The organism is Streptomyces javensis (genome assembly GCF_039525925.1).
GTDB classification, from domain to species: Bacteria; Actinomycetota; Actinomycetes; order Streptomycetales; family Streptomycetaceae; genus Streptomyces; species Streptomyces asiaticus.
In genome coordinates this window covers 1-19,265 of record NZ_BAAAIF010000091.1, presented here as the reverse complement: position 1 = coordinate 19,265, position 19,265 = coordinate 1, and the positions used below count along the sequence as shown (strand labels likewise).

The window sequence follows — 19,265 nt, the reverse complement described above, 5'->3', positions numbered from 1 at the left end:
AAGGGGGCGGGGAGCCAATCCGGCCCCTCCGGCGTGTGAGGAGCGGGGCCCAGGGGCGGAGCCTCTGGTAGCGGGGAGGGGCGGGGGTGGGGAAAGACCCGCCGGTCACCACGACCCATAGGTGCCTCTGGCGTCGCAGCCCCGGCCGGGGAGCAACCCGCCGCGGGCGTCGAGATCCGTCGGACACCGCCTACGCGAGCGGTCCGAGGTCGATCGCGGCGCAGCGCCAGCGGGCGTCGGCGCCGAGCTCGAGCCGGAACGCGAGCGCTGTGAGCCGGTCTCCGGAGGCGATCCGGGCGAACGCCTCGATCACCCCGTGCCTGGGCTGGTACTCGCCACAACGCCGCACCAGGGGCGCTGTGGCCCGCTCTCCGGAGGGACGCAGCGGCGCGCGCGGGGCGAGCTCGACCAGCTGGTCGTAGGCGGCGGGGAGGGCGTGCCCGAGGAGCGTGTGGACGGGGCGCTGACCGCTGAGGGTGAGCACCAGCCGGTTGGCGAACCAGTAGCGCGGCAGCCGATCCCGCTCCCGCCACGCCGCGGCGGCCGCCGCGGACCGCGACACGGCGGCGGCGCGGGACGCGGTGGGCGCGCGGTGCGCCGCCGGGGCGGGCGGTGCGGTGATGCCCGAGGCGGCCGTCGCGCCCATGGTGGCCGTCGCGCCTGTCGTGGCCGTCCTGGGCGGCGCGGTCGGGGCAGGGGGTGTGGTGCTGCGTGGGGCCGTCGTCGTGGGCGGTGCGGTCGTTGTGCGTGCTGTCGCGCTGCGCCGTGCGGTCGTTGTGCGGGCCGCCTGGGGTGGTGTGGTCGTGGGCGGTGCGGTCGTTGTGCGTGCCGCCCGGGGCGGTGCGGTTGTTGTGCGTGCCGCCCGGGGTGGTGTGGTCGTGGGCGGTGCGGTCGTTGTGCGTGCCGCCCGGGGCGGTGCGGTTGTTGTGCGTGCCGCCCGGGGCGGTGCGGTTGTTGTGCGTGCCGCCCGGGGCGGTGCGGTCGTTGTGCGTGCCGCCTGGGGCGGTGCGGTCGTTGTGCGGGCCGGCTGGGGTGGTGTGGTCGTGGGCGGTGCGGTCGTTGTGCGGGCCGCCTGGGGTGGTGTGGTCGTGGGCGGTGCGGTCGTTGTGCGGATCGCCTGGGGTGGTGTGGTCGTGGGCGGTGCGGCTGTTGTGCGGATCGCCTGGGGTGGTGTGGTCGTGGGTGGTGCGGTCGTTGTGCGGGGTGCCGCTGTTGTGGGGGTGGTGCGGGGGCGGCGCGGGTCCTTGCGGCCGGGTGGGCCGCTTCGCCCCGGCCCGCTGCCGCCGCGCCGTCGTACGGCCTCCCCGGCCGTGGCCCGGTTCGTGCCCCGGTTCGTGCTCCGGTCTGTGGCCCGGTTCGTGCTCCGCTCCGTGGCCCGGTTCGTGGTCCGATCCGTCGCGCGGACGCCCTCGCTCATACCGCTCGCCCCGTTCTCCCCGGCCCGGTCGAATACCGGGCGGTAGTTTTCGTCGGAGAGTCTTCTACCGGCGGGTTTTCGGCCTCCGCAATCAGCGCCGAAACCCCTTCGCGCCCGCACCGCGGTTCACCTATTCGGGGCATGCGGCGGATCGTCGGCCCCGGTCATCGGCTCGAGCGCGGCTCGGTCTCGTCTTCGTACGGCCCCTTCGGCCCCTGTCCCCCGAAAGGGGACCGGCGGCCCTTCGCGGAAGGCTCGGGCGAGGGCACGGGCGATCGTATGCTGGGGGCCTATTGGTCTCTGATGAAAGCGGCAGCCATGCGCGTCTACGTCCCCCTGACCCTCTCCGGTCTCGCCGAGGCGTACAAGGAGGGCCAATTGGGGCCGATGCCGCTCACCGCCTACGCGGTCACCCCGGCGCTCCGCGAGTGGTATCTGTCCGACGACATCGAGGAGCTGGAGTACGCGGCGCTGAGCCGGGCCGCGCAGGCGTCGCTGCGGCTGCTCGCCGTCGACCCCCGGGCGCCCCGCCGCCGGGTCGTGGTGGCCGTGGACGTGCCCGACGGACAGGCGGTCGCCGATCCGGACCGTGGGCTGGACCAGTCCGCGCTGGGTGAGGTGCGGATCAAGGCGGCCATACCGCTCGCTAAGGCGGCCGCGGTCCACCTGGACGCCGACGACGCCGAGCGGGACATCGCGGCGGCCGCCGACGCGCTCGGCGCGGCCGACCTCGGTGACGACGACGCGCAGTTCACCGTGGACGGCGCCGAGGACCACGAACTGCTCTGGTACGCCACCCAGGAGATCCCCAATCTGATCGATTGATACCCGCTGTCCGACCCTCCGGGTACGGTCGTGGGATGGGGAAGAACCACGTGACGCACCTCGTCTGGGACTGGAACGGCACGCTGCTCCACGACATCGACGCCGTGATCTCGGCGACGAACGCCTCGTTCCAGGAGATCGGGCTGCCGCCGATCACGCTTGAGCGCTATCGCGACCTGTACTGCGTCCCGGTGCCCCGCTTCTACGAGCGACTGATGGGGCGGCTGCCCAGCGACGAGGAGTGGGCGGTCATGGACGAGGCGTTCCACCGGCACTACTGGGCGCTGGCCGAGACCTCCGGGCTGGCGATCGGCGCCCGGCAGCTGCTCACCGAGTGGCAGGAGGCGGGTCTCACCCAGTCGTTGTGCTCACTGGCCCCGCATGAGTATCTGCTCCCCCTGGTGCGGACGCATGGCATCGAGCGCCTTTTCGTCCGGGTGGACGGCCGCACGGGCCAGAGCAACACCGGCAAGGCCGAGCAGATGATGCGCCATATCGCCGCGCTCGAAGGGGTGCCGCCGCAGCGGATGGTGGTGATCGGGGACGCCCTGGACGACGCGGTGGCCGCGCGGCACGTGGGGGCGCGGGCCGTGCTCTACACGGGCGGTTCGCACAGCCGGGCCAGCCTGGAGGCGGCCGGGGCGCCGGTCGTGGACACGCTCGAGGAGGCCGTACGGGAGGCGGAGCGCATGGCCGACGAGTGAGCCGGATGACGTGAGCACGTGAGCAGGGGCCCGTCGTGGCCTCGGCCGGAAGCCCGTTCGGGCGCTCACCGCGCGGGATGCGCCCCCTCTCGCCCCAATACGCCCCCCATGCGGCCCAAACCCGAGGGCCCGGCCCAAACCCGAGGGCCCGGCTCAAGCCCCCGGCCGACCCCCAGCCCCCGGCCGACCCCAAGCCCCGGCCGACCCCCAGCCCGCGCCGCCCTCACACCACCGGCGCCTTCGACCGCAGCACCGCCAGGAACTCCCGCATCCACGCCGGATGGTCCGGCCACGCCCGCGACGAGATCAGCGTGCCGTCGACCACGACCTCCGCGTCCTGGTAGTCCGCCCCCGCCGCCTGCATGTCCGGCTCCAGCGCCGGATACGCGGTGACCCGCCGCCCGCTCAGGCCGCCGACGGCCGCCGTCAGCAGCGGGCCGTGGCAGATCTGCGCCACCGGCTTGTCCGCGTCGAAGAACGCCTTGCAGATCTTGCGGAGCTCGGGGTCGTTCCGCAGATACTCCGGGGCCCGGCCGCCCGGGATCACCAGGGCGGTGTACTGCCCGGGGTCCACCTCGGAAAAGGCCAGGTCGGCGGGGATCGTATAGCCCGGCTTCTCGGTGTAGGTGTCGAAGCCCTCCTCGAAGTCATGGACCACCAGGCGCAGCGTCTTGCGGCTCGGGGCCGCGATATGGACCTCGTACCCCTCCTCGCGCAGCCGCTGGTACGGGTAGAGCACCTCCAGCGATTCGGCCGCGTCGCCGGTCACCAGCAGGATCTTCGCAGCCATGCCACGCACCTCCAGGTCCACGCCTACCACCGTGCTTACCACCGTCCAGATCACGGTGCATCCGCGCCCACGCTTTGCCAAGGGTGCGTGAGCGGCGCATCATCGGCGCGTGCGCCCCTCCAGGTCGCTGTCCATTTCGTCAAACTTCAGGGCCCGGTTTTGTACACGAACGGCTCATGACGACCCCCTGGGGAGGAGCGATAGCCTTACTGCGTGATCAGCGCGATAGTCCGTGAGGGCAACGAGGCCCTCGCTCCGCGCCCGGCGCCCCACCAGGCCCGGGCCCGAGCCGCCGCTGACCCGTGGCGCGTGGGGTCTTGGTCACTTACGGCCGAGTACACCCCGGCCATTTCCCGATCCGGCATACCGTCGTTCACGACCGGATTTTTCGCGTCGCGGCGTCATGCCACCGCCATCGATGTCACGCAACGGCGCGCGACAGGAGCCAGAGGACATGCAGACCAAGCTGGACGAAGCCAAGGCCGAGTTGCTCGAACGGGCCGCCCGGGTCGCTGAGAACAGCCCTGCCGGGGGGCAACCGGTACAGGGCCCAGGACCGGAGACCCTGACCGCATACCTCCAGCACTACTACCTGCACACGCCTCCCGAGGACCTCGCCGATCGTGACCCGGTCGATGTCTTCGGGGCGGCGCTCTCCCACTACCGGCTCGCCGAGGTGCGTCCGCAGGGCACGGCGAACGTCCGGGTGCACACCCCGACCGTCGAGGAGCACGGCTGGACGTGCAGCCACTCCGTGGTCGAGGTGGTCACCGACGACATGCCCTTCCTGGTCGACTCGGTCACCAATGAGCTCACCCGCCAGGGGCGCGGCATCCATGTCGTGATCCACCCGCAGGTGATCGTGCGCCGTGACATCACCGGCAAGCTGATCGAACTGCTCGACATCTCCCCGGACGGCTCGGCCCGGAAGAACCGGAAGAAGCTTCCGCACGACGCGGTCGTGGAGTCCTGGATCCATGTCGAGACCGACCGCGAGACCGACCGCGGCGATCTGAAGCAGATCACCGCCGATCTGCTGCGCGTCCTGTCCGATGTCCGCGAGGCCGTCGAGGACTGGGAGAAGATGCGCGACTCCGCGCTGCGCATCGCCGAGGGCCTGCCGGACGAGCCGAAGGCCGCCGAGGTCCGCGAGGAGGAGGTGGAGGAGGCCCGTGAGCTGCTGCGCTGGCTCGCGGACGACCACTTCACCTTCATCGGCTTCCGCGAGTACGAGCTGACGCGGGTTCCCACCGAGGCCGGTGGCGAGGAGGACGCGCTGACCGCGGTGCCCGGCACCGGCCTCGGCATCCTCCGCTCCGACCCGCAGCACAAGGACACCGACGAGAGCGCCCACGCGGGCCCCGGCACCCCGGTGTCCCAGGCCTTCAACCGGCTGCCCGCCGACGCCCGCGCCAAGGCGCGCGAGCGCAAGCTGCTGGTGCTGACCAAGGCGAACAGCCGCGCCACCGTCCACCGCCCCTCGTACCTGGACTACATCGGCGTGAAGAAGTTCGACGCCGAGGGCAATGTGATCGGCGAGCGCCGCTTCCTGGGGCTGTTCTCCTCCGCCGCGTACACCGAGTCGGTGCGCCGGGTCCCGGTGATCCGCCGCAAGGTCGACGAGGTGCTCGCGGGCGCGGGTTTCGCGGCCAACAGCCACGACGGCCGCGACCTGATGCAGATCCTGGAGACCTACCCGCGCGACGAGCTGTTCCAGACCCCGGTCGACCAGCTCCGCTCGATCGCCACCAGCGTGCTCTACCTCCAGGAGCGCCGGCGGCTGCGGATGTTCCTGCGCCAGGACGAGTACGGGCGCTACTACTCCGCGCTGGTCTACCTTCCGCGTGATCGTTTCACCACCGATGTGCGGCTGCGGCTGACCGACATCCTGCTGGAGGAGCTGAGCGGCCGCCCGCCGGTCGACTTCACCGCCCTGCACACCGAATCGGTGCTCTCGCGGCTGCACTTCGTGGTCCGCGTCCAGCCCGGCACCGAGCTGCCCGACCTCACCGACTCCGATGTGGAGCGGATCGAGAACCGGCTGATCGAGGCCGCCCGCTCCTGGGCCGACGGCTTCACCGACGCGCTGGTCTCCGAGGTCGGCGAGGAGCGCGCCGCCGAGCTGCTCCGCCGCTACCAGCACGCCTTCCCCGAGGGCTACAAGGCGGACCACACCCCGCGCGGCGCGGTCGCCGACCTCCAGCACCTGGAGCGGTTGCAGGACGGGGAGAAGGACTTCGCGCTCAGCCTCTACGAGCCGGTGGGCGCGGCCCACGCCGAGCGCCGCTTCAAGATCTACCGGTCCGGGGCCCAGATCTCGCTGTCCGCGGTGCTCCCGGTGCTCAACACCCTCGGCGTCGAGGTGGTGGACGAGCGCCCGTACGAGCTGCGCTGCTCGGACAAGACCACCGCCTGGATCTACGACTTCGGGCTGCGGCTGCCGCTGCGCGAGGGCGAGGCCCTGGCCGACGACGCCCGTGAGCGCTTCCAGAACGCGTTCGCCGCGGTGTGGACCGGCCAGGCCGAGAGCGACGACTTCAACCAGCTGGTGCTGGGCGCGGGTCTGGACTGGCGGCAGGCGATGGTGCTGCGGGCCTACGCCAAGTACCTGCGGCAGGCCGGTTCCACCTTCAGCCAGTCGTACATGGAGGACACCCTCCGCAACAATGTGCACACCACCCGGCTGCTGGTCTCCCTCTTCGAGGCCCGGATGTCGCCGGAGCGGCAGCGGGCGGGCGTGGAGCTCACCGACGCCCTGCTGGAGGAGCTGGACGCGGCGCTGGACCAGGTGGCCTCGCTGGACGAGGACCGCATCCTCCGCTCGTTCCTCACCCTGATCAAGGCCACTCTCCGGACGAACCACTTCCAGAAGAACGCCCACGACAAGCCGCACGACTACCTGTCGATCAAGCTGGACCCGCAGGCCGTGCCGGATCTGCCCGCGCCCCGCCCGGCGTACGAGATCTGGGTCTACTCGCCCCGGGTCGAGGGTGTGCACCTGCGGTTCGGCAAGGTCGCGCGCGGGGGCTTGCGCTGGTCCGACCGGCGTGAGGACTTCCGCACCGAGATCCTCGGCCTGGTCAAGGCGCAGATGGTGAAGAACACCGTCATCGTGCCGGTGGGCGCCAAGGGCGGCTTCGTCGGCAAGCGGCTGCCGGACCCGTCCGTGGACCGCGACGCCTGGATGGCCGAGGGCATCGACTGCTACAAGACCTTCATCTCCGGTCTGCTCGACATCACCGACAACATGGTCGCCGGGCAGGTCGAGCCGCCGAAGGACGTGGTCCGCCACGACGGGGACGACACCTATCTCGTCGTCGCCGCCGACAAGGGCACCGCGACCTTCTCCGACATCGCCAACGACGTGGCGCAGGCGTACGGCTTCTGGCTCGGGGACGCCTTCGCCTCCGGCGGCTCCGCCGGATACGACCACAAGGGCATGGGCATCACCGCCCGTGGCGCCTGGGAGTCGGTCAAGCGCCACTTCCGCGAGCTGGGCCATGACACCCAGACCCAGGACTTCACGGTCGTGGGCGTCGGTGACATGTCCGGTGACGTGTTCGGCAACGGGATGCTGCTGAGCGAGCACATCCGGCTCATCGCCGCCTTCGACCACCGGCACATCTTCCTGGACCCGAACCCGGACGCGGTCACCTCCTACGCCGAGCGCCGCCGCCTGTTCGAGCTGCCGCGCTCCTCGTGGGAGGACTACAACGCCGAGCTGCTGTCGGCGGGCGGCGGCATCCACCCCCGGTCGGCCAAGGCCATCCCGATCACCCCGCAGGTGCGGGCCGCGCTCGGGATCGAGAAGCGGGTCGTCAAGATGACCCCGGCCGATCTGATGAAGACGATCCTCAAGGCCCCGGTGGACCTGCTGTGGAACGGCGGCATCGGCACCTACGTCAAGGCGTCCACCGAGTCGCACGGCGATGTGGGCGACAAGGCCAATGACGCGATCCGGGTGGACGGCCAGGATCTGCGGGTCAAGGTCGTCGGCGAGGGCGGCAACCTGGGGCTGACCCAGCTCGGCCGGATCGAGTTCGCCGCAGGCGGCGGCCGGATCAACACCGACGCGATCGACAACAGCGCGGGTGTGGACACCTCCGACCACGAGGTGAACATCAAGATCCTGCTCAACGCCCTGGTCACCGAGGGCGATCTCACCCTCAAGCAGCGCAACAAGCTGCTCGCCGAGATGACCGACGAGGTCGGCGCGCTGGTGCTGCGCAACAACTACGCGCAGAACGTGGCGCTGGCCAACTCCGTCGTCCAGTCCTCCAGCCTGCTCCACGCCCACCAGCGGCTGATGCGCCGCCTGGGCCGCGAGGGGCGGCTGGACCGGGCGCTGGAGTTCCTGCCCACCGACCGCCAGATCCGCGAGCGGCTCTCCGCCGGGCGCGGTCTGACCCAGCCCGAGCTGGCGGTGCTGCTGGCCTACGTCAAGATCACGGTGGCCGATGAGCTGATCACCACCGGGCTGCCCGACGACCCGTACCTCCAGCGGCTGCTGCACGCGTACTTCCCGCAGCCGCTGCGGCAGCGGTTCCCCGAGTACATCGACGGCCACGCCCTGCGGCGCGAGATCATCACCACGGTGCTGGTCAACGACACCGTCAACACCGCCGGTACGACCTTCCTGCACCGGATGCGGGAGGAGACCGGGGCCTCCACCGAGGAGGTCGTGCGCGCCCAGACCGCGGCCCGCGCGATCTTCGAGCTGAACCAGGTGTGGGACGAGGTCGAGGCGCTGGACACGGTCGTCGACGCCGACATCCAGACCCGGATGCGGCTGCATTCGCGCCGGCTGGTCGAGCGCGGCACCCGCTGGCTGCTGAACAACCGGCCGCAGCCGCTCGCGCTGGCCGAGACGATCGACTTCTTCGGCGAGCGGGTCGGCACGGTCCGGGCGCAGCTGCCCAAGCTGCTGCGCGGCTCCGACATCGAGTGGTACCAGCGGATCTACGACGACCTGACCGGGGCGCATGTCCCGGAGGAGCTGGCCACCCGGGTGGCGGGCTTCTCCTCGGCCTTCCCGACGCTGGACATCGTGGCCATCGCGGACCGCACCGGCAAGGACCCGCTGGCGGTCGCCGAGGTCTACTACGACCTGGCCGACCGGCTGCGGATCAGCCAGCTGATGGACCGGATCATCGAGCTGCCGCGCGCGGACCGGTGGCAGTCCATGGCCCGGGTCTCCATCCGCGAGGACCTGTACGCGGCCCAGGCCGCCCTGACCGCCGATGTGCTGTCGGTGGGCAACGGCGGCTTCACGCCCGAGCAGCGCTTCAAGGCGTGGGAGGAGAAGAACGCCGCGATCCTCCAGCGGGCCCGCACCACGCTCGATGAGATCCAGTCGTCGGAGACCTTCGACCTGGCCAATCTGTCGGTCGCGATGCGCACGATGCGGACGCTGCTGCGCACCCACAGCTGACTCTCCGCTGAGCCGACACCGCGCCGCCCGGGGCCCGCGCCCCGGGCGGCGCGGTGCGTCCGGGCCATGGCCCTGCGGCGACGCATGGGCGATGCATCCGCGAAGCGCGGTGCCGCGCCAACGTGGAGGGGAAGCTGTGGGAGGAGGGTGTGGCGCCCCCGGTGGACTTCATGTCCGCCGGGGGCGTTTGTCACCCGCTTGGGCGACCCTCCAACGACCGAGCGGGCATACCGGGACGAACCCACCTAGCGTGGGTGGTCAGTGAGTGCTTCGCGCCTCGAACCGCCACCGCGTCCCGAGGAGCCCCATGCCCCGCTTCACCATCGTCATCGCCGCCTATCGCGTCCAGGGCTATCTGAGCGCCTGCCTGGACTCCGTGCTGACGCAGTCGTATCCCGACCTCGAGGTGGTCGCCGTGGACGACCGCTCACCGGACCACTGCGGCGCGATCATCGACGCGTACGCGGCGCGCGACAGCCGGGTCGTGCCCGTGCACCAGCGGGTCAACTCCGGCCCCGGCCGGGCCCGTAACGCCGGGGTGGAGCGGGCGAGCGGGGACTATCTGCTCTTCCTGGACGGCGATGACACCCTCGCCCCGGGCACCCTCCAGGGCCTCGCCGACCGGCTCGCCCTCACCCATGACCCGGAGATCCTCTACTTCAACCACGTCCGCACCTACTGGTCGGAGCGCCGGGCCCCCAGCCTCTTCGGGGAACTGCTGGCCTCGGCGGGCACCGATGTCTTCTCCGCCGTCGAACGCCCGGAATTCCTGCGGCTGTTCGCGATGTCGTCCAATCGCGTCTACCACCGGGATTTCTACACCCGCCATGGCTTCGCGTTCAGCGAGGGCATCTACGAGGACGCCCTGCTCTCGTACAAGACGATGCTCACCGCGCGCCGAATAGCCTGTGTGGACCTGGTGGGCCTGGAATACCGGCAGCGGCGGGTCGGGGCCAGCACGGCAAGCCCCGGCGAGAAGCACTTCATCATCTTCCAGCAGTACGCCCGGCTCTTCGACTTCCTCGACGACCGGCCGCATCTGGATCCGCTGCGCCCGCTGCTCTTCGAGCGGGCCGTATCGCATTTCCTGTTCTGCCTGGACCGGACCTCCCGGGTGGCGGCGGCGGACCGGCCGCGTTTCTTCGCCCGGGCCGCCGAGTGGTACCGCGCCCATCTCCCAGCCGGGTTCACCCCGCCGGTCGAGGGCCGTTGGCGCTTCGAGGCGCTGGCGTCCGGCTCCTTCCTCCGCTACCGCGAGCACGAGCTGGCCGTACGAGCCGCCGCCGGGGCCCGCAAGCTGCGCCGTACCGTCCGGCCGCCGCTGGCGGCGCGCGCCAAGCAGGGCCTGTACCGGCTGCACCGGCAGCGCCCGGTCGACCCCCAGCTGGCCGTCTACTCCGCGTACTGGGGCCGAGGGGTGCTGTGCAATCCGGGGGCGATCTACCACAGGGCGCGGGAGCTGGCGCCGGAGATCCACGGGGTGTGGGCGGTCAAGAAGTCGGAGATCGAGACGCTTCCGGAAGGCGTCGACTACGTCGTCACCGGCACCCGCGACTTCTACCGCACGGTGGCCCGCGCGAAATACCTCATCAACAATGTCAACTTCCCCAATGAGGTGGTGAAGCGGCCGGGCACGGTGCATCTTCAGACCTTCCACGGCACCCCGCTCAAATGCATGGGCCTGGACCAGCAGCGCTATCCCGCCGCCGCGGGCGGGATGAGCTTCGGAAATCTGCTCAGGCGCATCGACCGCTGGGACTTCGCCCTCTCCTCCAATCCGCACTCCAGCCAGATCTGGGAGCGCGTCTACCCCGCCGCTTACCAGCTGCTGGAGTACGGATATCCGCGCAATGACGTCTTCTTCACCGCGACCGAGGGGGATATCCGGCGAATCCGCGAGGAGTTGGGAATCCCGGCCGGGAACACCGCCCTCCTCTACGCGCCCACCCTCCGCGACTACCAGAAGGGGTTCACACCCCGGCTGGACCTGGAGCGGCTCAGCCGTGAACTCGGCCGGGAGACCACGCTGTTGGTGCGGGCCCACTACTCCTACCGGCCGGACGACGATCTGGCCCGGCTCCAGGAGGCCGGGTCGGTGATCGACGTCTCGCGCCACCGGTCGGTGGAGGAGCTGTGCCTGGCGGCCGACGCGCTGATCACCGACTACTCGTCGATGATGTTCGACTATGCCCTGCTGGACCGTCCCGTCGTGATCTACGCCGACGACTGGGACATCTACCGCTCCTCCCGCGGTGTCTACTTCGACCTGCTGTCGGGGTCCCCCGGCGAGACCCCGGGGGCCGTCGCCCGCACCGAGCGGGAGCTGGTCGAGGTCTTCCGCGAGGGCCGCTGGTGCGACGCGGACGCGACCGCGCTGCGCACCGCCTTCCGGGCCCGCTTCTGCCGGTTCGACGACGGCCGAGCGGCCGAGCGGGTGGTGCGGGCCCTGATGCTGGGCCAGGACCTCGCGCTCCCGCTCGCCCCCGCGCCACGGACGCGGCCCCTGGCGGGCAGCGCCCCGGCGGGGCCGCGCGGCGGCGTCCTCACCGCCGAGTGACCGATCCGCCGCATGGTCCGGCGATCCGCCGCATGGTCCGGCGGTCCGCCACATGCCCCCCGAGCAGCCCGGTCCGCCGAGTGACCCGACCCCGATCCGCCGAGAGCCCGGAGTCAGGAGCCCGTCATGCCCGCTCTGTCCCGACCTCGTGTCAGTGTGATCATCCCCGCCTACAACGCCCTGCCGGAGCTGACCCGGGCCGTCACCTCCGCGATGGACCAGACCCTCGGCCAGGACCGGGTCGAGATCATCGCGGTGGACGACGGTTCGACCGACGGCACCGGCGAGGAGCTGGAGCGACTCGCCCGCACCTGCCCCGCGCTCCACGTCGTCCACCAGGAGAACTCCGGCTGCGCGGGCGTCCCCCGCAACACCGGCCTCGACCACGCCCGGGGCGACTTCGTCTTCTTCCTCGACTCCGACGACTATCTGGGCCCGGACGCGCTGCGCCGCATGGTCGCCATGGCCGACGCCCACGGCACCGACATCGTCCTCGGCAAGATCGCCTCCGTGGGCGGACGGGCCGTGCCGCGCGCCGTCTTCCAGCGCAATCAGCCCCGTACGGACATCTTCTCGTCCCACGCCTATCTGACCCTGGGCCCGTGGAAGCTGTTCCGCCGCTCCCTCATCGAGCGGCTGGGACTGCGCTTCCCGCCCTACCGCAACTGCGAGGACAAGCCGTTCACCGCGGCCGCCTACCTCAACGCCTCCGGCATCTCGGTGGTCGCCGACTACGACTGCTACTACGTCCGCTACCGCGAGAACCGCACCAACCTCACCCTCACCGCCGCCGGCCTCGCCCACCGCATGGACGGCACCCGGCTGTGCTTCGAGACCGTGGCCCGCTATCTGGAACCGGGCCCGCGCCGGGACCAGATCATGCGCCGCCATGTGGAGTGGGAGCTGTGCGGTCCGCTGCGCGCCCTGCTGCCCCGCGAGAGCGAAAGGGACGCGCGGGAGCGGTTCTTCCCCGAGTTCCGGCACTGGGCGAGCACCTGGGTGACCGACGCCCTGTTCCAGCGGCTCGACGCCCCCGACCGGCTGCTGGTCCATCTGCTGCGCGCCGACCGGTTCGACGATGTGCTGACGGTCGCCCGGAACGCCGGACGGGACGAGCGGCGCGGCCATCTCGTCGACAAGGGCCGGGTCTACTGGCTCCACCCCTTCTTCCGCGACCACACCGCCGCCGTCCCCGACATCTGCTTCGACGTCACCGACCGGCTGCCGGTCCAGCACCACCTGGAGGCGGCGAACTGGCACGGCGGGGTGCTGCGGCTGGCCGGACACGGGTACGTCGAGGACGTGGACTCCCTCGACCCGGCCACCGAGATCGTGCTGCGCAAGTACCGGGCCGACCGCCCCGAGGTCCGGCTGCCCACCACGCCGTGCCCGTCCGCCCATCCGCTGCCGGGCGAGGGGCGGCGCTACGAGATGGCGGGCTTCACCGCCGAGATCGACCCGGCCACCGCGGACGGCGGCGCCCCGCTGGAGCGGGGGCTGTGGAACATCTATCTGGACGTCCGCGCCCAGGGCGTCAGCCGTACGGTGCGGTTCGGCAACCGGCGCGAGGGCGGCGAGGTCACCCATCCCACCCGGCGCCGCGTCACCACCTCCCAGGGGCCGGTGGCGGTGGTGCCGTACTTCACCCCGTACGGCAATCTCTCGCTCGACGTCGGCGAGGTCGCCCATCCCCTCGACCCGCCCTGCCAGGTGCTCAGGACCATCTGGCGCACCCGCGGCACCCTGCTGGTCGGCGGGCGGCTGACCGAGGAGGCGGTGCGGGACGGCGGGGTGCTGCGGCTGCGCGCCGAGACGGGGACGGGCGAGGTGCACGAGGTGCCCGTCCGCGGTGAGCAGGGCGGCTCCGCGAACGTCTTCACCGCCCAGCTGCCGATCGGCCGCCTGGGCCCGGGCAGCTGGACGCTGACGCTGGTCATGGAAGGGCCCGGGGAGGACGCGCCCCGCCGCACCGCGATCGTGCCGTACTTCGACCGGCTGGCCGCCACCCGCTGGCTCCGCTTCGGCTGCCGCCCCTACTACGCCAAGCCGGTGGCCCTGGGCCCGACGCGGGCCCTGGGCCTGGAGGTGGCTCCGATCAAGGTCGTCACGGGCGTGCGGCGGCGGCTTGGGCGGTGAGCGTGGCAGATTCCCCTACCCGCCCCTTCCCGCTACCAGGGGCTCCGCCCCTGGACCCCAGGACGCCCCTTTTCAGCCTCTCCGGCGTTTGAGGAGCGGGGTCTGGGGCGGAGCCCCAGTTGAGGGAAGGGGCGGGGAGGGGAACAGCCCGCCGCAGGCGTCGGTCAGTTCAGCCCCAGCCGGTTGCGTACGGCGGCGAGCAGCCGGACCGGGGCCACCCGCAGCTCCAGGGTCACCTCGCCGCGCCCCATGAGCGGCTTGGCGTAGTAGGGGCGGCAGCGGCGCACCCAGCGGGCACCGGGCAGCCGGGCGGGCGGCGGCACGGGCGCGGCGGGCGGCGCGGCACGGCCCTGGCCCTGGTCGTCGCCGGGGGTGACGACGGCCAGCGTCACCGTCCACCGGCCGCGGCCCAGGTCCCGCACCGGCAGCCGGGCGGTGAAGGCGCCCGCCGGATGCCCCGCGGCGAACCGCACCGGATGGTCATGGACCCGTCCGTCGGTGTGCTCGGCGCGCAGCCGCAGCACCCGGCCGCGCGCCGGGGTGCCGGGCGGCAGCAGCCGTCCGGCGACGACGAGGGTGCCCTTGTCCGACGGGTGCCACACGGCCTCCGTCACCTCGCACGGCGCCCCGCGCGGAGCCGGGCCGATGTCGAGCGAGAGATTGCGGTACGGGCTGGTGAAGTACGGCGTGACCCGGGCGCGCAGCCCGGGCCCCGCGGCCACCACCCGGCGCGCGGTGCCGATGTCGAGCAGGTCGTCGTGGCGGCCGCCGAACCGGACGGTGCGGCTGATGCCCTGGGCGCGGACGTCGAGGAAGACGTCCCAGACGCCGGGGCGCAGCGGTGTGCCGCCGTCGGCGGTGGCGATGTCCACGTCCGCCTCGAACCGCGCGGGGTCGTCCTCCGACGCGGCGTCCACCGGGATCCGCACCTCGTCCCGCGCCTCACGGCGGCGCAGCACCAGCTCGGCGCGGTCCTCCTCGGGGTCGGCCGCCAACCCGTCGATGGCCGCCCGGCCGCGCACCCGCAGGGTGCTGCGGCCGTGCCAGCCGGCGCCCTCGAGGTGGTGCCGGACCGGTAGCCGGTCGGTCACGTCGAAGCAGGCGTCGGGGACCTCGGCGTCGGGGTCGCGGAAGAAGGGGTGCAGCCAGTAGACGCTGCCCTTCTCCACCAGGTGGCCGCACCGGGCGTCCCGCCTGGCGTTGCGCACCACGGACAGCAGATCCTCGAAGCGGCCGGTGCGCAGCAGATGGACCATCAGCCGCTCGGGCGCGGTGAGGGTGGGGAAGAGCGCGTCGGAGCAGTGGGCCAGGGCCCAGCGGCGCAGTTCGGGCAGGAACCGCTCGCGCACCTCGGTCTCGTCCTCGCGCGGCAGCGCGCGCAGGGCCGGGCACAGCTCGCGCCGGATGTGGTGGCGCATCACCGCGTCGCGGCGGGCGCCGGACCGGGTGTGCCGGGCGGCGGTCTCGAACAGCGGTCGCATGGCCTCGACGCGCTCGGCGAGACCGGGGGCGGCACGGCCCGGGTTCGGGCCCAGGTGGTAGCAGTCGTAATCGGCGACGACGGAGATCCCGGAGGCGTTGAGGTAGGCGGCCGCGGTGAAGGGCTTGCCCTCGCCGTGACGGAGGTGGGCGGGGAAGCGCAGCCGCAGCCGCTCGATCAGGGAGCGGCGGAAGAGCTTGCACGGCTCGAGGCTGGCGTAGGCGTGGGAGCTGTGGATATCGGTGCGCAGCTGGTTGTGGCGGAAGACCGCCTTGGGGACGCCGCGCCCGTCCGGGGAGACCATCTTGCCCAGGACCACGTCGGTGCCGTTCTGGTCGGCCATCGCGACCATGCGGCGCAGCGCGTCGGGTGCGAGCCGGGCGTCGGCGTCCAGGAAGAAGACGAAGTCGCCGGTGGCGCGGGCCAGTCCGGTGTTGCGGGGGCCGCCGGTGCCGCCGCGGCAGGGGTGGGGGTCGCGGACCACATGGAGCGAGGGGCAGTCGGCGGCGAGCCGGTCCAGCTCCTCCGCGGTGCCGTCGGCCGATCCGTCGTCGACGGCGATGATGTCGAGGCGGCTGAGCCCGAGGGTCTGCTCCATGGCGGAGGTGACGGCCCGGGTGATTCCGGGCATGGCGTCACGGGCGGGGACGATCACGCTGACACGGGGAGGCGGGCCGGGGCGGTGATTGCGCGGCATGCTGGCTCCGGAAGGTGTGCGGGGGGCTCAGGAGGCGTGAGAGTGGGGGCTCCTGGGGGCGGGGCCGGGGGCGGAAGCTCATGGTGAGGGCCTGGGGTGAGGTCCGGGTGTGGGAAGTGCTGCCGCCGGGTGACGTAGATGTGGGGTGTCGTGTCATCGGGTGACGCACATGGGGGACATCTGGCTACCGGGTGATGGACCAGCGTCCGGCGCCGGGCGGCGAGGCCGTGTGGAGGTCGCGCAGCCGGACGACCGCCTCTCCCTTCTCGGCGAGCGCGTCGACGGCGTCGGTGAAGCGCTGGATGGACGGTGGTGTGGCGGGGCCGAGGAGAAATTCCCTCACCTCGCGGCGGGCGGTGCACAGCTCGTCGAGGGAGGGGTCGAAGAGCGGGCGCAGGAGGTTCCGCATTGCTGATGCCCCGGGACCGAGCGGATAGGCCGCCCTGGCCATGACGTGTCGCCGCCGGAACTCCTCCTCGCCGAGCCCCGCCGGGGCGGTGAGGGCGTACGGCTTGAGGGTGGCGAGGAAGTCGCCGACCACGTCGGAGGGGTCGCCGATCAGCAGATCGGCCTGGTCGAAGCAGGAGTGGAGGGTGGGGGCGTCCCCCTCGATCACCTGGTGGAGCCAGGGCGGTGAGGCCGCCCAGTGGGCCTGGTGCCACTCCCGGCGCAGCCCCTCGGCCTCGGTGAGCAGGGCCGGATCGGGTGCGGCGCGGTCTCTGGTGAGCATGGCCTCGTCGGCGTCCGCCCGGCGCAGGCGGGCGTCGAGCGCGGCGATGCGTTTGGTCAACTCGGCGCGGTGGCGGGCTGCTTCGGCGCGCAGCGCCTCGGTGTGCGGGGTGTCGGTGCGGGTGGCGTCGGTGCGGGTGGCGTCGGTGTGCGGGGCGTCGGTGTGCGAGGCGCCGGTGTGCGGGGCCCGGGCGTGGTCGGGCTCCTCGCCGATGCCGTCCGGGGCCACGGCGTCCCCGCCGAGGGCTTCGGCGGCGAGGGCGTCCGCGCTGAGGGCGTCGGCGGCGAAGGTGCCGTTGTCGGGGGCGTTCGCCGCGAGGGCCGCCGCGGTGCGCTGCTCGTTCGCGGCCTGGATCAGGGCGACGATACGGCGGTGGGCGGCGTGGTCCTCGGGGGAGCGGTGGCCGCTGGGCGGATGCGGCCGGTAGAGCACCCGGACCGGGGGTTCGCTCTCCAGCAGCGCTCGTACGATCGGCTCACCCGCCGTCAGGTCACGGGTGGGCGCGTACAGCACGGTGGGCAGGGGCGTGGGCGTTTGCGTGGGCGTTTGCGTGGGCGTTTGCGTTGGCGCGGGGGCATGGCAGGCTCCCGCGACGCGCAGGCCGTCGAGCTGCGGACGGCCGATCTCCACGATGTCGGCCTCCTCGACGCCGACCGCGGCCCGCACATAGCGGCGGCGCCCCGCCTCGCCCGCGACCCACACCTGGTCGTAGACCTTGCTGTACGGATCGACGTCGGCGGTCTCGTCGCCGTCGCCGGGGGCCAGGAAGACATGCTGCATGGTGGGGATCCGCAGGAGGTGGATGTTCCGGCCGGTGTTGGCGGGGTAGAGCGCGACCCGCACCCCACTCAGGTCCAGCTGCGACAGATGGGCGGCGCTCGGCACGCACAGCACCGGCAGCGGGGTCGGCTCCAGGGCCTCAAGCAGCTCCCGTTCGCGCAGGATGACCAGGGACGGGGTGGGCAGCGCGGCCACGGGCCCAAGCCAGCGGGCGACCTGGTCGGCGCGGTCGCGCGGGCCGGAGAAGTAGAGCACCGTGCGGGGGCGGTGGCGGATCAGCCAGGCGTCCACCTCGGCCAGCACCTCGGCGGCGCCGGGCAGCCGGCGGGCGGCCCGGACCAGGTACGGAACGAGCGCCACCACCGTGATCAGGGAGGACCCGGCGGCGAGGGTCAGCGCCGCCACCACCCAGCGGGCGTCACCGGTCGTCAGCGACGCGGTGAGCCCGAGCAGGGCGGACAGCTCGTAGACCAGGATCCGCTGACCGGGCCATTCGGTGAGTCTGCGGGGCGGCCGGTCGCTGATGTCCAGTCGGCGCAGATCGATGTTGCGGGCCGCGACCGCGAGGGCGCGGCGCCGCCGGATGAGGGTGGTGAGCGCGGCGTGCAGGGCCTGCCCGGCGAGCAGACACAGCACCAGCGTCATGGCCGCGGCCAGCCCGATGGGCCCGGTGACATGGAGTCGGCCGAGCAGCAGGAGCAGCAGCACGCAGCGGAACTCGAAGCGTGATGTGGCACCCATGTGGAGCCGCCCCAGACGGGCCATCAGCCCCGGCGCGGTGCGGTGCAGCAGCAGCTCGCAGCCGCACCCGGCCAGCCCGGCGGCCGCGAAGACCCCTCCGGCCCCGGTGAGCGCCGCCACCGCCATGGTCACCAGACACCCGGTCAGCGCGGCGAAGGCCACGAGACCGCGGGGGCTTTCGATACCGAGGCGGTTCATGGCGCGTGCCCTTCGCGGCGGATAAGTCGTTCTGACGCACACTGTAGGTGAATAGTCGTATTTATGCCTTTTGTTGTCGTGTGGAGTGGATGGGCGAGTGGGTGAGGTGAGGTGAGGGCGAGGCTGAGCGTGCGAAAGCGCGGCGGGATCTCCATGCCGACGGCGATCGTGGTCCCGATGGCCGTCATGCTCGGGCTGGGGCTGTGGGGGTTGGACCGGGGCACGATGTGGCGCGATGAGTCCGCGACGTACCAGATGGCCCGGCGGACCCTCCCTCAGATCCGCGACGCGCTCGGCACGGTGGACGCCGTCCACGGGCTCTACTACCTGCTGCTGCACCCGGTCCTGGCGCTGCGGCCGTCCGAGGTGACCATGCGTCTGCCCTCGGTGCTCGCCGCCGTGGCCGCCACCGCCCTCGTCGCCGCCCTGGGCTGCCGCCTCGCCCGCCCCCGGGTGGGCCTGTGGGCCGGTCTGCTCTACGCGACCACGCCCGTGGTCACCCACTACGCCCAGGAGGGCCGCTCCTACGCCCTGGTCGCGGCGTGCGCGGCGGGGGCGACGTACCTGCTGGTGGGCGCGGCGGGGCTGGCGCCGGGGACGAGGCGAGGGAGCGGATGGGCGGGTAGTGGTTCGGCCGGCCGGGCAGCCAGTAGGGCGGGCAGCCGGACGGCCGACTCAGCGGCCGGTCGGGCGACCAGCCCAGCGACCAGTCGGGCGACCAGCCCGGCCGCCCGCCGGGCGACCAGCCCAGCGGGCGGCCGGGCGGACCGGCCCGGGCC

At 72.4% G+C, this 19,265-nt stretch carries 11 protein-coding genes; 7 read left to right on the top strand and 4 right to left on the bottom strand.

Going from position 1 to position 19,265, the window contains the following annotated elements; translation table 11 throughout:
- Positions 1-190: 190 nt before the first annotated feature.
- Positions 191-646, bottom strand: coding sequence for an Rv3235 family protein (locus ABD329_RS42985; RefSeq protein ID WP_344317886.1), 456 nt, complete (start codon positions 644-646; stop codon positions 191-193).
- Here ABD329_RS42985 and ABD329_RS42980 point away from each other — a divergent pair.
- The 3 genes from ABD329_RS42980 to ABD329_RS42970 all read left to right on the top strand — a co-directional run bounded on the left by ABD329_RS42980 (position 621) and on the right by ABD329_RS42970 (position 2,946).
- Positions 621-1,463, top strand: a complete 843-nt coding sequence (locus ABD329_RS42980; RefSeq protein WP_344317884.1) for a hypothetical protein — start codon at positions 621-623, stop codon at positions 1,461-1,463. The two genes, ABD329_RS42985 and ABD329_RS42980, sit on opposite strands and share 26 nt — an antisense overlap.
- A 272-nt stretch (positions 1,464-1,735) precedes the next feature.
- Complete coding sequence (locus tag ABD329_RS42975) at positions 1,736-2,242, top strand: DUF6912 family protein (RefSeq protein WP_037954742.1); 507 nt, start codon at positions 1,736-1,738, stop codon at positions 2,240-2,242.
- Positions 2,243-2,277: 35 nt separating this feature from the next.
- A complete protein-coding gene (locus ABD329_RS42970) occupies positions 2,278-2,946 on the top strand; it encodes an HAD family hydrolase (protein WP_198282244.1) in 669 nt (222 codons plus the stop codon).
- Positions 2,947-3,169: 223 nt separating this feature from the next.
- On the opposite strand, the gene ABD329_RS42965 is transcribed toward ABD329_RS42970, so the two are convergent.
- Positions 3,170-3,736 carry a DJ-1/PfpI family protein gene (locus tag ABD329_RS42965; protein WP_344317882.1) on the bottom strand — a complete coding sequence of 189 codons (567 nt, stop codon included), beginning with the start codon at positions 3,734-3,736 and terminating at the stop codon, positions 3,170-3,172.
- 454 nt (positions 3,737-4,190) lie between these two features.
- Between ABD329_RS42965 and ABD329_RS42960 the strand changes: the two genes are divergently transcribed.
- The 3 genes from ABD329_RS42960 (at position 4,191) to ABD329_RS42950 (ending at position 13,860) form a co-directional block, all read left to right on the top strand.
- Positions 4,191-9,167: an NAD-glutamate dehydrogenase gene (locus ABD329_RS42960; protein ID WP_198279402.1), complete on the top strand. Its 4,977-nt coding sequence runs from the start codon at positions 4,191-4,193 to the stop codon at positions 9,165-9,167.
- Positions 9,168-9,474: 307 nt separating this feature from the next.
- A complete protein-coding gene (locus ABD329_RS42955; RefSeq protein WP_198279403.1) occupies positions 9,475-11,724 on the top strand; it encodes a bifunctional glycosyltransferase/CDP-glycerol:glycerophosphate glycerophosphotransferase in 2,250 nt (749 codons plus the stop codon).
- A 126-nt stretch (positions 11,725-11,850) separates the two neighbouring features.
- Positions 11,851-13,860 carry a glycosyltransferase family 2 protein gene (locus tag ABD329_RS42950; protein WP_344317880.1) on the top strand — a complete coding sequence of 670 codons (2,010 nt, stop codon included), beginning with the start codon at positions 11,851-11,853 and terminating at the stop codon, positions 13,858-13,860.
- A 164-nt stretch (positions 13,861-14,024) separates the two neighbouring features.
- On the opposite strand, the gene ABD329_RS42945 is transcribed toward ABD329_RS42950, so the two are convergent.
- Both ABD329_RS42945 and ABD329_RS42940 read right to left on the bottom strand, forming a co-directional pair.
- Complete coding sequence (locus ABD329_RS42945) at positions 14,025-16,037, bottom strand: glycosyltransferase (RefSeq protein WP_344317879.1); 2,013 nt, start codon at positions 16,035-16,037, stop codon at positions 14,025-14,027.
- 184 nt (positions 16,038-16,221) lie between these two features.
- Positions 16,222-18,486: a hypothetical protein gene (locus ABD329_RS42940; protein ID WP_246619163.1), complete on the bottom strand. Its 2,265-nt coding sequence runs from the start codon at positions 18,484-18,486 to the stop codon at positions 16,222-16,224.
- Between the two features lie 153 nt (positions 18,487-18,639).
- Between ABD329_RS42940 and ABD329_RS42935 the strand changes: the two genes are divergently transcribed.
- A partial coding sequence (locus ABD329_RS42935; RefSeq protein ID WP_344317878.1) for a glycosyltransferase family 39 protein occupies positions 18,640-19,265 on the top strand: 626 nt, incomplete at its 3' end.